9 protein-coding genes, 4 tRNA genes and 2 rRNA genes are annotated in these 14,293 nt (G+C 50.2%); 9 read left to right on the forward strand and 6 right to left on the reverse strand.

Features of this window, described 5'->3' with window-relative positions; all coding sequences use genetic code 11:
• The 3 genes from BZG74_RS13935 to BZG74_RS13945 all read left to right on the forward strand — a co-directional run.
• Positions 1–168 (forward strand): 23S ribosomal RNA (locus BZG74_RS13935); the annotation flags it as partial.
• Between the two features lie 115 nt (positions 169–283).
• Positions 284–399, forward strand: a 5S ribosomal RNA gene (gene rrf, locus BZG74_RS13940).
• 201 nt (positions 400–600) lie between these two features.
• Positions 601–677 (forward strand) — tRNA-Asp (locus BZG74_RS13945).
• A gap of 77 nt (positions 678–754) precedes the next feature.
• On the opposite strand, the gene ilvY is transcribed toward BZG74_RS13945, so the two are convergent.
• A complete protein-coding gene (ilvY, locus tag BZG74_RS13950) occupies positions 755–1,618 on the reverse strand; it encodes an HTH-type transcriptional activator IlvY (RefSeq protein WP_077773149.1) in 864 nt (287 codons plus the stop codon).
• 131 nt (positions 1,619–1,749) lie between these two features.
• Here ilvY and ilvC point away from each other — a divergent pair, with 131 nt between their 5' ends.
• Positions 1,750–3,237 (forward strand): ketol-acid reductoisomerase, encoded by a 1,488-nt coding sequence (ilvC, locus tag BZG74_RS13955; protein WP_077773150.1) that lies wholly within the window; start codon positions 1,750–1,752, stop codon positions 3,235–3,237.
• 64 nt (positions 3,238–3,301) lie between these two features.
• Here the strand turns inward: ilvC and ubiK are convergent, their stop codons facing one another.
• From ubiK to BZG74_RS13975, 4 genes are all read right to left on the reverse strand, one after another.
• Positions 3,302–3,568, reverse strand: coding sequence for a ubiquinone biosynthesis accessory factor UbiK (gene ubiK, locus BZG74_RS13960; protein WP_077773151.1), 267 nt, complete (start codon positions 3,566–3,568; stop codon positions 3,302–3,304).
• 93 nt (positions 3,569–3,661) lie between these two features.
• Positions 3,662–6,754, reverse strand: coding sequence for a multidrug efflux RND transporter permease subunit (locus BZG74_RS13965; RefSeq protein WP_077773152.1), 3,093 nt, complete (start codon positions 6,752–6,754; stop codon positions 3,662–3,664).
• Positions 6,755–6,766: 12 nt separating this feature from the next.
• Positions 6,767–7,873 carry an efflux RND transporter periplasmic adaptor subunit gene (locus BZG74_RS13970; RefSeq protein ID WP_077773153.1) on the reverse strand — a complete coding sequence of 369 codons (1,107 nt, stop codon included), beginning with the start codon at positions 7,871–7,873 and terminating at the stop codon, positions 6,767–6,769.
• 21 nt (positions 7,874–7,894) lie between these two features.
• Positions 7,895–8,455, reverse strand: a complete 561-nt coding sequence (locus BZG74_RS13975; protein ID WP_077773154.1) for a TetR/AcrR family transcriptional regulator — start codon at positions 8,453–8,455, stop codon at positions 7,895–7,897.
• A gap of 168 nt (positions 8,456–8,623) precedes the next feature.
• Here BZG74_RS13975 and rep point away from each other — a divergent pair, with 168 nt between their 5' ends.
• Positions 8,624–10,645, forward strand: a complete 2,022-nt coding sequence (gene rep, locus BZG74_RS13980) for a DNA helicase Rep (protein WP_077773155.1) — start codon at positions 8,624–8,626, stop codon at positions 10,643–10,645.
• A gap of 47 nt (positions 10,646–10,692) precedes the next feature.
• On the opposite strand, the gene BZG74_RS13985 is transcribed toward rep, so the two are convergent.
• On the reverse strand, positions 10,693–11,094 hold the full coding sequence (locus tag BZG74_RS13985; protein ID WP_316243047.1) for a c-type cytochrome: 402 nt from the start codon (positions 11,092–11,094) through the stop codon (positions 10,693–10,695).
• 356 nt (positions 11,095–11,450) lie between these two features.
• Here BZG74_RS13985 and BZG74_RS13990 point away from each other — a divergent pair.
• The 4 genes from BZG74_RS13990 (at position 11,451) to BZG74_RS14005 (ending at position 14,236) form a co-directional block, all read left to right on the forward strand.
• Positions 11,451–11,527, forward strand: a tRNA-Arg gene (locus BZG74_RS13990).
• Positions 11,528–11,562: 35 nt separating this feature from the next.
• A tRNA-His gene (locus BZG74_RS13995) sits at positions 11,563–11,638 on the forward strand.
• A 25-nt stretch (positions 11,639–11,663) separates the two neighbouring features.
• Positions 11,664–11,740: transfer RNA gene (locus tag BZG74_RS14000), tRNA-Pro, on the forward strand.
• 777 nt (positions 11,741–12,517) lie between these two features.
• Entirely contained in the window at positions 12,518–14,236 is a 1,719-nt protein-coding gene (locus tag BZG74_RS14005) for an ABC transporter ATP-binding protein (RefSeq protein ID WP_077773157.1), read from the forward strand.
• Positions 14,237–14,293 lie beyond the last annotated feature (57 nt).

The following is a 14,293-nucleotide window of genomic DNA, read 5'->3' on the forward strand; positions in this document are numbered from 1 at the left end:
GATAAGCGCTGAAAGCATCTAAGCGCGAAGCTGGCCCCGAGATGAGTCATCCCTAGAGCTTCGAGCTCTCTAAAGGGTTGTTCTAGACTAGAACGTTGATAGGCAGGGTGTGTAAGCGCTGTGAGGCGTTGAGCTAACCTGTACTAATTGCCCGTGAGGCTTAACCATACAACACCCAAGAGGTTTTGGGTTGGACTTGAAATAAGCCAGTTGATTGTGGCGAGAACGAACAGCTTTCTAGATTAAGTGTTTTGACTAAAAAGTGAAGACACACCAAATTTTGCTTGGCGACCATAGCGCTTTGGACCCACCTGACTCCATGCCGAACTCAGTAGTGAAACGAAGCAGCGCCGATGGTAGTGTGGGGTCTCCCCATGTGAGAGTAGGACATCGCCAGGCTCTCATTGCTTATCTTGTTGATAGCTCGATGCTTTTGATATCTGCGATGCTCATGTATTGGCATACACTGCGCGTCTCGATTCAAAATCCTCATCGCATCAAACAAGATAATCTAATTAGAGCTTAATGTTGGCTTTAGTTAGCAAAAATTTAAACATCAAAGCAGACTGACGTAAGACTTTGATGAGACAGAATTGGTGCGGAGTGGTAGTTCAGTTGGTTAGAATACCGGCCTGTCACGCCGGGGGTCGCGGGTTCGAGTCCCGTCCACTCCGCCACTACTTAGAAACCCTAGCTGAAAAGCTGGGGTTTTTTGCGTTTAAGCCCCAGCATCATTGTGTTGGGGCTTTTGTGTTTATCGCATGACATCGAGAAGGGCGTTGAGTAAAGGCTCTTTAGCACGGGAGGCTTTACAACAAAGGCCTAGTTCGAGAGGCTGCACAATTTCTTGGCGTAAACGCTCAACCTTATCTTTTACGGGGCTGTTATCAATCACCACATCTGGCGCGACACCAATACCACAGCCCAATGCCACCATACTGACAATCGCCTCGTGGCCTGCTATTTGTGCGTAGACGTTGGGCTCGCTACCTTTACTGGTCAACCATTGATCAGCGAGTTCGCGCGCTGTCCCTGCTTCGGGCAAGATTAACGGTGTGTGCTGCCAGTCAATGGCTTGTAGGTCAATGCCGCTACTGGCCATTGCCGGTGCGATAACTGACAAACTGACTGTATCAATCGGTTGAAACACCAAGCTGGATGACAAGCGCTTGGGTTTAGCGGCAATAGCAATGTCGGCGCTGTTGTCTTGCACCTTCTCTTCTGCTTGAGCGGGGTCGCCGGTCAGCAGTTGTAGCTCGATATTTGGGTATTGCTGACGAAACCGCGCGAGGAGCTCAGGTAAATGGCTATAGCTTGCCGTGACTGAACAAAAGAGCGTGAGCTTACCGCCGAGCAAAGAGGCATGTTCATTGATACTGGCCTTAGTGGTGTGCCAAAGCTGCAGGATATCGCGTGCAACAGGAAGCAGCGTTTTACCTGCCGGGGTGAGATCGACCGCTTTATTGGTACGAATAAACAGCGGCTGACCAATATCTTCTTCGAGACGTTGGATGATTCGGCTCAGCGCAGAAGGGCTGACGTACATGGCTTGTGCGGCTCGGGTATAGCTTTTGGTGTCACAGAGGTGGAGAAAGCCTGTGAGTTGCTTTGCATTCATAATTTATTGTTGCTGTAACTGCAATGTTATGTTGTGAATATATCACTTTAGGCAATATAGTGGTTAGGGTAGTATCAAAAATACGCGGTGAAAACACACCCAATCACGGATTTGAATCAACGGAGCACCCCATGGCGAACTACTTTAATACCCTGAATTTACGTCAACAATTGGAACAATTAGGCGTATGCCGATTTATGGATCGTGACGAATTTGCCACCGAGGCTGAATTTCTCAAAGGTAAAAAAGTGGTGATTGTCGGCTGTGGTGCGCAAGGGCTGAACCAAGGTTTAAACATGCGCGACTCGGGTCTTGATGTGGCTTATGCGCTACGTCAGGCTGCCATTGATGAAAAGCGTCCTTCTTATCAGAACGCGGTCGAGAATGGATTTGAAGTGGGTAGCTACCAAGATCTGATCCCACAGGCAGACTTGGTGATTAACCTCACGCCAGATAAGCAGCACTCCAACGTGGTTGAAACCGTGATGCCACTGATGAAAGAGGGCGCCGCACTCGGTTACTCGCATGGCTTTAATATCGTTGAGGTCGGTCAGCGCATCCGTGAAGACATTACTGTGGTTATGGTTGCGCCAAAGTGCCCAGGTACCGAGGTGCGTGAAGAATACAAACGCGGCTTTGGTGTTCCGACGCTAATTGCCGTTCACCCAGAAAATGATCCTAAAGGTGAAGGCTTTGAGATTGCGAAAGCATGGGCCGCTGCAACCGGTGGTCACCGTGCTGGCGTACTCGCCTCCTCATTCGTAGCAGAAGTGAAATCCGATCTGATGGGTGAGCAAACTATTTTGTGTGGCATGCTGCAGGCCGGATCCATCGTTTGCTACGAGAAAATGATCGCAGAGGGTGTTGAGCCAGGTTATGCGGGTAAGCTTATTCAGTACGGCTGGGAAACCATTACGGAAGCGCTGAAGTTTGGGGGTATTACCCATATGATGGATCGCTTGTCTAACCCAGCAAAAGTTAAAGCTTTTGAGCTGTCGGAGTCGCTTAAAGAACTGATGCGTCCCCTTTACAACAAGCACATGGATGACATCATTTCTGGTCATTTCTCTGCAACCATGATGGCCGATTGGGATAACGACGATAAAAACCTTTTCACTTGGCGTGAAGAAACGGCACAGACCGCTTTTGAAAACTATCCTGAATCAGATGTGACTATCAGTGAACAAGCGTTCTTTGATAATGGCATTTTGATGGTTGCTATGGTGCGAGCAGGGGTCGAGCTTGCCTTTGAAGTGATGGTGTCATCCGGCATTATCGAAGAGTCAGCGTATTACGAGTCATTGCATGAATTGCCTTTGATTGCCAACACCATCGCGCGTAAGCGCCTGTACGAAATGAACGTGGTCATTTCAGACACGGCTGAGTACGGCAACTACTTATTCGCAAACGTCGCGACACCACTGCTGCGTGAGCACTTTATGCCAACAGTGGGTGCAGATGTGATTGGTAAAGGACTCGGAGAAACCTCTAATCAGGTCGACAACGCCACCTTAATCGAGGTTAACGACCGTATCCGCAATCACCCGATTGAGTATATCGGTGAGGAATTGCGCGGCTATATGACCGATATGAAGCAGATTGCGCTCGATAACGCCTAACGTTCGACACAAAGTGGAAAGAGAAGCCTGGCCTGAGGGTCAGGCTTTTTTGTGTATGTGCAGTTTACTCTTGATTATCTGCCGACTGGTCCACTTTTGCTTCCATGGCTTCAAGCTTGGCTTCGAGCTCGGTGAGCTTTTGACGGGTGCGTAGCAACACCTGAGTTTGCACATCAAACTCTTCACGGCTTACCACGTCGAGCTTGGTGAGCTGGCCTTGAATAGCTTGGCGCACACGGCTTTCCATATCCGTGCCTAACTCTTTGACAGGTTGAGGCATGGCATCGTGAATTTGCTTGGCCATTTGCTCAAGTTTTTTGGGGTCAAACATGGAATACTCCTTCATTAACTGTCTTTATTCTATGTAAATACGCACAGCTTGTCGAAAGGATGATAAAAGAAAAGGGCCCGAAGGCCCTTTGGGTTAGTGCGATGCGCGATAGTCCTCATCGAGCTTATCAAGTTCATCGTCTTCGACAAACACAGGCAGTGGTTTGTGCTTGCTGGCCAGATARGTATAAATCACTGGCAGAACGAATAGCGTGAATAACGTACCGATAGCGAGACCCGCTACGATCACAATCCCAATGCTAAAGCGTTGCTCGGCGCCTGCGCCGGTGGCGAACATTAGCGGGATTAGGCCTGCAATCATCGCGGCAGTGGTCATCAAGATCGGACGCAGACGAATCTTGGCCGCTTCTTTCACTGCGTCCATTCGGCTGGCTTGATGATGCAGTTGCTGCTCTTTGGCGACCTCACAGATCAGAATACCGTGTTTGGTAATCAGGCCTATCAAGGTTATCAACCCAACTTGCGAGTAGATATTCATTGATGACAGCCCCCATGCTAGCGCAATCAAAGCACCACAAATGGCGAGCGGCACAGAGACCAAGATCACCAGTGGGTCGAGCAAGGATTCAAACTGAATCGCAAGGACCAGATAAATGATCGCCAACGCGAACAAGAAGGTGGCATACAGCGCGCTGCCTTCTGTCACGTATTGGCGCGACTCACCGAGGTAATCGTGCTGATAGCCTTTAGGCAACTCTGCCGCCTTGCTCTCAAACCAATCCACCGCGGTACCCATGGTGACACCGGGCGCAGATACCGCACTGATGGTCGCAGCATTTAGCTGATTAAAGTGCGGGAGTGAGCGAGGCTCCGCTGTCACTTCAATGTCAATCAGCGAGCCCAGCGGGATGGACTCACCGTTGGCCGCACGCACGTAGTAGTTCTCGATCGATTCAGGGTTGAGGCGATATTTACGCTCCACTTGCGGGATCACCTCATATGAGCGGCCATCAAAGTCGATACGGTTGACGTAGCCATCGGCCATCATGGTGCCAATGGTGGCGCCAATATCACGCATGGTCACGCCATATGACCCAGCTTTGTCTTTATCAATGCTGATGTTCATGGTGGCCGAGTCAAAGTTGAGGTTAAGCTCCGAATAAACGAAATTCGGGCTAGATTGTACCTCTGACATAATTTCGGCGGTCACTTGATAGAGACTTTCGAAATTGTTCGGTGTCGTCACCACAAACTGGATTGGCAAGCCAGACGAAGCTCCGGGGAGCTCTGGCATTTCAAAGGTAGTGACCTTCATACCAGGGATGTCTTTCACTTCGTTAGCCATGCGTTTTACCACTTCGGACTGACTGGCTTCCCGTTCACTCCAAGGTACCAGCGAGGCGATACCAAACGCTTGATTCGACTTCGGCACCCCAGAAAAGACCTGTGAAAAAGCCACTTCTGGTTGTTCGTCGAGCTTTTGGTTCACTTCCGCCATGCTGTTTTGGATGTAATCCAGGTTAGCCGTCGAGGGCGCCGTCCCCATCATTACTACCACGCCTTTATCTTCCGATGGCGCAAGCTCACTGGGGATAAAGTTAAATAGCACAGGCAAAGAAGCAAAGACGATCACCGCAAAGGACACCACCACAGGACGGCGTTGCATCACCTTACTGAGGATGCGCGCATACTTGTCGGTCATGCCATCCAAGAAGCGGTGCACGGCAAGCTCAAAGCGACTTGGCTTGGCGTTGGCTTTCAGCATGGTTGAACACATCACCGGTGAGAGTGTCAACGCGACAATCCCAGAAACAAACACCGCCCCGGCAAGGGTTAACGCAAACTCCTTAAACAGCGAGCCGGTGATCCCGCCCATCATCGCGATAGGGGCATACACGGCCGCCAGCGTCAGGGTCATGGAAATCACGGGGACAGCAATTTCGCGTGTCCCTATAATGGCGGCGCGGAAAGGGGACTCTCCCAGTTTTATGTGTCTGTCGATGTTCTCGAGTACTACGATTGCATCGTCGACCACCAAGCCGATGGCCAATACCATCGCCAACAGGGTCATCAAGTTGAGCGAGAAGCCAATCATTTCCATCACTAGTGCCACACCAATCAGGGACAGTGGGATGGTAATAATGGGGATAATCACCGCGCGGAACGAGCCTAAGAACAGGGTAATCACCACCAACACGATCAGTGCCGCTTCAATGATGGTTTTGATTACCTCATTGATGGACTCATTGATTGCATTGGATGAGTCATACAGCACATTCATCTCGATATTGCTTGGCATGTTGCGCTCAACTTCCGGCAACATATCCATGACGTCAGCAGCAATATTGATGGGGTTGGCCGACGGGGTAGCATTGATCGCGGCGACAACCGCTTCAGAGCCATTGGCCAGTGCACGTACCCGATCGTGGCTTTTCTCGAGCGAGACTTTAGCGATATCCCCAAGACGCACGACGCGGCCATCTTGAGTATCTACCACCAAATTACGCAGCTCTTCGGGCGTAGATACCTGGGTATCGGCGCTACCGTTATAGATCATAAAGGTACCAATCGCCTGACCGGTGGCCGACTGGTAGTTGTTGGCATCAAGCACGGACATCACGTCGGTGGCCGCTAATTTAAATGCCGCCATTTTCTCAGGGTCGAGCCACACACGCAGGCCATACTTCACCCCGCCGTACAGGTCAATTTTGGAGACGCCATCCACGGTAAACAGCTGAGGCTTGACCACGCGCTCGAGGTAGTCAGTGATCTGGCTAGAATCGAGCTCGGGTGAGGTAAAGCCAATATACATTACCGCGGTGGTTGACCCTGTCGACATCGATACCGAGGGGTCTTCGGACTCGGCAGGAAGCTGAGCACGCACCGAGTTTACCTTGGCAAGAATATCGGCCAAGGCAGCATTTGGGTCGGTATTAAGCTTCATGTTGACCGTAATGGTCGAGGAGCCAAGCACCGACTCTGAGGTCATAAAATCAATATTATCAGCTTGGGCCACGGCTTGTTCGAGTGGCGTCGTGATGAAGCCCTGAATCAAGTCGGCGCTGGCACCATAATAGCTGGTTGTGATGGTGACCACGGTATTGGTCATCTCCGGGTATTCCCGAACCTGCATCTTGAATAAAGATTGCAAGCCAAGCAGCGCAATCAGGATACTGATTGACGCGGCTAGTACGGGGCGCCGGATAAAAATATCAGTAAAGCGCATCACATCCTCGTCTTACAATTGAGGTAATTGTTCTGGTGGTGTGAGAGCGTCGTTTTCGACGATTTTCACTTTGGAGCCATTGCTTAACCGCACTTGGCCGGAGGTGACGACCTGATCGCCAGGTTGCAGACCTTCGATAATGCGTGCTTGATGGCCACGACGTTCACCGACTTTGAGCACTTGCTGATAAGCGCGTTTTTCCCCTTCTTCTTCGCGGATAACGTAGACGCTTTCTCCGTACAAATTGAAGTTAATCGCGGTTTGATCAATCACGATTTGGTCTTCAATGGTCGGTAAGACGATATCGGCGCGGGCAAACATACCTGAGCGCAACTGACCATCGTTATTCGGAATGTTCGCTTCCACCTTGATAAGACCACTCTGGCTGTTGACCGCAGGCTCAATGGCACTGATAGAGCCGATGAATTCCTTTTCAGGATACGCGTCGACAGTAATGCGCAACGGCTGGCTTAAACGGATTTTAGAAATATCTGTTTGTGGCACGGTAAAGCGCAGCTTCATCACCGAGGTATCCTCGAGGCGAGCAATATCCGTACCTGGCTGCAAGTATTCACCTAAGAAAACATCACGCAGGCCAATCACACCATCGAAGGGGGCTTGGATATTACGACGGGCAATGGTGGCTTTCAGTGCGTTAATGTCAGCTTGTAGCGAACGATAATTGGCCTCGGCTTCATCCAGCGCTTCTTTAGAGATAGAGCCTTTAGCAAACAGTCCTTGGTAGCGTTTAAACTTGGCTTCCGCCGCTGGTAGGCGCGCTTGCGTGCTGGCTAAATTGGCTTTTTCAACACTCGAGTCGAGCTCGACCAGGTTTTGTCCACGCTCAACGGTTTGGCCTGACTCAAAATTAATCACATCGACGACACCGGCAATTTGAGTGGTTAAGGTGATCCCTTGGTTAGGCTCAACAAACCCAATGGCGTCAAGCGTTGGTGTCCAAGGCACAGCCTCAACCGTCACCGCGGTGACTGGGTGGGTAGGCTCTGGCATGTTTGCCATATACTCTGCAACCTTTTGCTGCTTGAACAGGTTAAAGCCAATCACACTGCCAAACAGCAGCAGCGCGAGGATAACCATAAAGAAAAACCATTTTTTCATCGAAGTAAGCTCCGAACGTCGTTAGTGAAGAGAAATTGCATCCCAGCAAGCGTGGATCGCATCTGCGATAGCATCATCGTTCAGGGTTATAACACCCCGAACCTGTTTGCGAGCTAAACAAAAAGCGGGTTCGAGTCCCAAGGTGATTAACACCTCATCATCTAGGGGCTTGAGCACGCCTTGTTGCTTACCTTCTTGAAAGACTCGATAAAGGTCGGAGAAGGCCTCTCGCTCTTGCTGAGTATGAGACTGATCATCGCGTGGTAGGGCATCAAACTGGTCACGAGACAATAGCAGATGATCGCGATGTAGCATCATGGTCCAAGTATTGCGCCATAAGCGTTCAAACTGACGTTTGAGTGTCGGTTCATCCTTGACCCCTTGCTGGATATGGGTCGCACACTGCATCATCAGGTGTGAAGACAGTTGGCGAAGCAAATCATCCTTGTCTTTAAAATAGCGATAAATGGTCCCTGCCGCGACGTGTGCTTGTGTCGCCACTTGTTGCATTGAGACTTTATCGAGCCCGACCGTCGCGATTAATTGCTCGGTCGCGGCAAATATTTGCGTACGTTTGTCCATAGGTAATGCACCAAGCAATGAATGAACGTTCATTCATTTTAGAGCGTTTTTCGCGCAAATGACAAGCATAAAGTGTAGCAAGCAAAATGCACTCTGCTGCGGTGAGATAGACATCAGTCGGATTCGCTCTACAATGCTCATTCAGCCACTAACGAGGTGTTGTTCACCATGAAGCTTAACCCCGCGCAATCAGATGCCGTTCGACATATCTCTGGGCCGTGCCTGGTTTTGGCCGGGGCAGGGTCGGGCAAAACACGGGTCATTACGCACAAAATCGCCTATTTGGTTCAGCAGTGTGGCTACAAAGCACGTCATATCGCCGCAGTCACCTTTACCAATAAAGCCGCGCGCGAAATGAAAGAGCGAGTGGCACAAAGCCTAGGCAAGCAAGAATCCCGAGGCTTGATGGTATCGACCTTTCACACCTTGGGACTGAATATCATTCGTCGCGAGTACAAAACCTTGGGGCTCAAGGCGGGCTTTTCGCTATTTGACGATCAAGATCAACTGGCGTTGTTAAAAGCGTTGACCGAGCAAGAGCTGGATAACGACAAAGATCTATTGCGTCAGCTGGTACACACCATTTCCAACTGGAAAAATGCCATGCTGGGGCCGGATGAAGCCCTTGCTCAGGCGCAAGGCGAACGGGATCAGCTGTTTGCCGCCTGCTATGCGCGTTATCAAAAACAAATGCGTGCGTACAATGCGCTAGATTTTGATGACTTGATTTTGATGCCAGTGGCGCTGCTTAGCCAGAATCAAGCCGTAAGAGAGCGCTGGCAAGCGCGCATTCGTTACCTGCTCGTGGATGAATACCAAGATACCAACACCAGTCAATATCAGCTGGTAAAACTGCTAGTGGGTGAGCGCGCGCGCTTTACCGTGGTGGGCGATGACGATCAGTCTATTTACTCATGGCGAGGGGCCCAGCCGAAAAACCTGGTTTACCTGCAGAAAGACTTTCCGCGTTTGCACGTGGTGAAGTTGGAGCAAAACTACCGCTCAACCAGCCGCATTCTGCGTGCTGCGAATATCTTGATTGCCAATAACCCGCATGTATTCGAAAAAACCTTATTTTCAGCCTTGCCTGATGGCGACATGCTCAAAGTACTGACCGCCAACAATGAAGAGCATGAGGCGGAGCGCGTGGTTGGCGAGCTGATTGGCCATCGCTTTTTGGGGCGTACCCAATACAAAGATTACGCCATCCTTTATCGCGGAAACCACCAATCACGCTTGATCGAAAAAGCGCTGATGCAAAACCGCATTCCTTATAAAATCTCCGGCGGTACCTCGTTTTTCTCACGTGCAGAAATTAAGGACATCATGGCCTATCTGCGCCTTCTCACTAACCCCGATGATGACAATGCATTCTTGCGGGTGGTTAACACGCCACGACGTGAAATTGGCCCGGTGACGTTAGAAAAACTCGGTAGTTATGCCAACCAGCGAGGTAAAAGCTTGTTTGCGGCAAGCTTTGAACTCGGGCTCAGCCAACATTTATCGGGCCGTGGTTTGGCGTCGTTACAAGCGTTTACCCGTTGGGTGGTGGAATTATCCGATCAAGCCGAACGAGGCGACACCGTGGCGGCGGTTAGAGCGCTTTTGCGTGATATTCACTACGAGGAGTGGCTGTACGAAAGCTCTTCCAGCCCCAAAGTCGCCGAGATGCGGATGAAAAACGTCTCACAGCTTTATAGTTGGATTGTGGCTGATTTAGAAGGTGACAACCCCGATCAGGTTGAACGAACGCTAAGAGAAGTGGTTCAGCGGCTTACACTGCGTGACATGATGGAGCGGGGTGAAGATGATGATGACGCAGACCAAGTCCAGTTGATGACCTTGCATGCCTCCAAAGGACTTGAGTTTCCTTACGTCTACTTGATTGGTATGGAAGAGGGGTTATTACCCCACCAATCGAGCATCGATGAAGACAACATCGATGAAGAGCGGCGTTTGGCTTATGTAGGGCTGACGCGAGCGCAAAAGGCGTTGACGTTCGTGGTTTGTAAAGAGCGACGCCAATTTGGCGAAGTGATTAAGCCACAGCAAAGTCGCTTCTTAGATGAATTGCCATTTGACGATGTGGAATGGGAGTCGCAAAAGAAACCGGTATCGCAAGAAGAGCGAATGGAGAAAGGGCAAGCGGCGATCGCCAACCTAAAAGCCATGCTGGATAAAAACAAATAACGCCGCGGAAGGCGGCGTTATCGTTACATAGACATTGAGCAGCGCGATTAGAGGGCGTCGAGCATGTGCTCGATGGCCGCCACTATCTCATCGTCCGAGCAATCCATGCAGGTCCCTTTGGCAGGCATCGCATTAAAGCCGTTGATAGCGTGCTTGGTTAGCGTTTCCATGCCTTTATCGACACGTGGCCCCCATGCCGCAGCATCACCTGTTTTGGGCGCGCCGGCTGCACCTGTGCCATGACAGGCGGTGCAGTAGGTGTTGTAGACCTGTTCGCCACTGCGTGGGCCACTCGGCTCTGCGGCGGCGGTTTGCGTTGGCGCTTCGCCGTCAATGTAAACATCACCAACCGGGGCAATGCGCTCAGCGATGGCGGCTTTTTCTTGCTCAGACACTTCTAGTGCTTGCGCAGCAGAAGCAAATAAAAGGGCCGCCACAGTGGCAACCATAATATGACCTAGACTTTTTCCCTTTGCGCTCACAATGACACTCCCACATTACTGGTGGCTTAACGCCTTTTTTATCTTATTTGCCGTCAACCTAAGGGGGCGAATCAATAAAGAGTGATTCGGTTGCGGCCTGTCAGTCTCGTCTTAACGGATTTGCCAACGTTGCTGGGTTAACTCCGTGTAAAGATTAGGTGATTATAGCGCTTTAGATTGTTACGTTAAACCGTTATAGTAGAGACCTTACTGACGTTTTCTACGCAATTTGTTGAAAAAGAGACCAGTCAGTAAAAAAATTAAAAAAAGTGCTAGACGGCTGGTGGTGATATCCGTAATATTCGTCACCGCCAACGGGGCAAGCGCCCGTAGCTCAGTTGGATAGAGTGTTGGCCTCCGAAGCCAAAGGTCACAGGTTCAAATCCTGTCGGGCGCGCCATTCCGGGGATAAAGGGAAATGGCAAAAAATCAGTGGTGGCTGTAGCTCAGTTGGTAGAGCCCTGGATTGTGATTCCAGTTGTCGCGGGTTCAAGTCCCGTCAGCCACCCCATTATTTTCGCTGAAAGCGAATATGTCGGTGAATAGCGCAGTTTGGTAGCGCATCTGGTTTGGGACCAGAGGGTCGGGGGTTCGAATCCCTCTTCACCGACCACCATTACGAACCCTAGCCAAATGGCTGGGGTTTTTTGTTTATACCTGTTCGTTGAAGATAGAGGGTCGGGGGCCGGAAGCCCGGTCGCGCGGAAGGCCGCCCCATCGAATCCCTCTTCACCGACCACCATTATGAACCCTAGCCTAACGGCTGGGGTTTTTTCGTTTCACACACCCCTCTGGACATTTCTCTTCCCCCAAATTTCCACTGCTGTCGGGCGGTTTTATATCGCTTTGCTGAGTACGTGTTGGTGAGTCTTTTCTCTACGTGGCGACGTTGAGAGAGGATAAAATGCAGAAATTAGAGCTCTATCAAGATTCTGATAGATAAAAAGTCACCAATTAGCAATAAAAACCACACCTTTTGATGTGACTGCTATACCTGTTGTTGAGTGGTTTAAAAATCTACCTTTAATTGACTAACTAATTAATTGAGTTGTTAACTGCTATTTTTTTGGAGCTTATCGCTGCCATTGTTTATGCGCTGTTAAATAACTTTGCTTTATTCTATGCGCGATTTGCTTTAAAACAGGGGACAGCGTAATACCTTATATCTTTATGATATGAAGTGTATTTTTTGTTTGACACTTGGGTGCGAAATCGTAGCTAAGTGAATGAATATTCGAGCCGACTGTGTCATTATGGCATTTTCTGCTGTGATGTTGATTTTTTGTGAAATGTTTGCCAGATTAAATCCGCATCTCTCCGAGGCAAGATCATATCACCTTGTTTTGGTCAGGAAGTCGATCGTCACCTAAGACGATATCAAGGATGAAAAATGTCACTGCTAGAAGTAAATAACCTACGAATTGAGTATCCGTCTCGCCATGGCGTTCATGCTGCTGTGACGTCGTTGTCATTAACGATTGAGCGCGGTGAGATTGTTGGCGTGGTGGGTGAGTCTGGAGCGGGTAAGTCAACGGTGGGTAATGCCGTGATTGATTTGCTCAGCCCGCCAGGGCGCATTGCCAGTGGCGATGTGTACCTTGATGGTAAAAAAATATCGGGCCTTAGCCCTAATCAAATGCGCAAAGTGCGTGGCGACAAAATCGGGTTTATCTTTCAAGACCCGATGACCTCCCTGAACCCGCTGTTTACGGTCGAGCAACAGCTGACCGAAACCATTTTGACTAATTTGAATGTCACGCAGCAACAGGCTTATCAGCGCGCGCTTAATTTAATGGAGCAGGTGGGGATCCCAGAGCCAGAGCTGCGCATCAAACAATACCCTCACCAATTCTCTGGTGGGATGCGCCAGCGCGTGGTGATCGCGGTCGCACTGGCTGGTGAGCCAGATTTAATCATTGCCGATGAGCCGACCACGGCGCTGGATGTGTCTATCCAAGATCAGATTCTTAACCTCATCCGCGACTTATGCCAAAAGAAAAATGTCGGCTGTATGCTGGTCACCCATGATATGGGCGTCGTCGCCAACGTGACTGACCGTGTTGCGGTGATGTATCGTGGTGATTTGGTTGAGCTGGGCACCACCCAGCAAGTGTTAGGTGAGCCTCAGCATCCTTACACGCAAAGTCTTATTTCAGCGGTGCCACGCTCTGACATAAAGTTAGACCGCTTCCCGTTGGTCAATTACATCGAAGAAGCCGGTGAAACTCTAGAGCTTGATGTCAAGAACCACTGGCTGGGACAAAGCCAAGATCAGCGCGCTTACAGTGGGCCCTTGCTGCAGGTGAAAGATGTGTCTTTGCGCTTTATTACTAAAGATTCTCTCTTTGCCAGCCGTCGCGAATACGTCCAAGCCTCGGATCATGTGAGCTTTGACGTGGTTGAAGGGGAAACTTTTGGCCTTGTCGGTGAGTCAGGCTCAGGCAAATCGACTATTGCACGGGCGATCACCGGGCTTTATCCGCCTAATACGGGGCAAATCATCTTTGAAGACATTGATCTGACCGCGATTAAAAGCGAACGCGCCCGGCGCCCAATCCGTCGCCAGATGCAGATGGTGTTTCAAAACCCGTATTCGTCCATGAACCCGCGGATGAAAATCTATGACATTATCGCTGAGCCGATTCGCTTTCACCGTTTAGCCGAGGGTGAGTCACAAATCCGCCAAATCGTCGGCGATTTACTCGATCACGTTGGCCTGGGTCGCGGAGCGGGGATTAAATATCCGCACGAGTTCTCTGGAGGACAACGTCAGCGCATATCAATTGCTCGTGCATTGGCGACGCGCCCGCGGTTGCTGATTTGCGATGAGCCGACATCCGCGCTGGATGTGTCGGTACAAGCACAGATTTTGAACCTGCTTAAAGATCTGCAGGACGAGCTCAATCTCACCATGTTGTTTATCAGTCATGATTTGCCGGTGATTCGACAAATGTGTGACCGTATTGGTGTGATGCGCAAAGGCCAGCTGTTAGAAGTGGCGCCGACAGAGCAACTGTTTACTAACCCACAACACGAATATAGCCGTCAGCTTATCTCATTGATGCCAGAGTTTAAGGGAATGAGCACGGAAGGTTTGCAACCGGCATAGCACGCTATGTCGACGCGGCAATGCGCCGCACCTCATCCATGATGCAAACACAGCAGG

Origin of the sequence: Salinivibrio sharmensis, assembly GCF_001995985.1 — a bacterium.
GTDB lineage: Bacteria > Pseudomonadota > Gammaproteobacteria > Enterobacterales > Vibrionaceae > Salinivibrio > Salinivibrio sharmensis.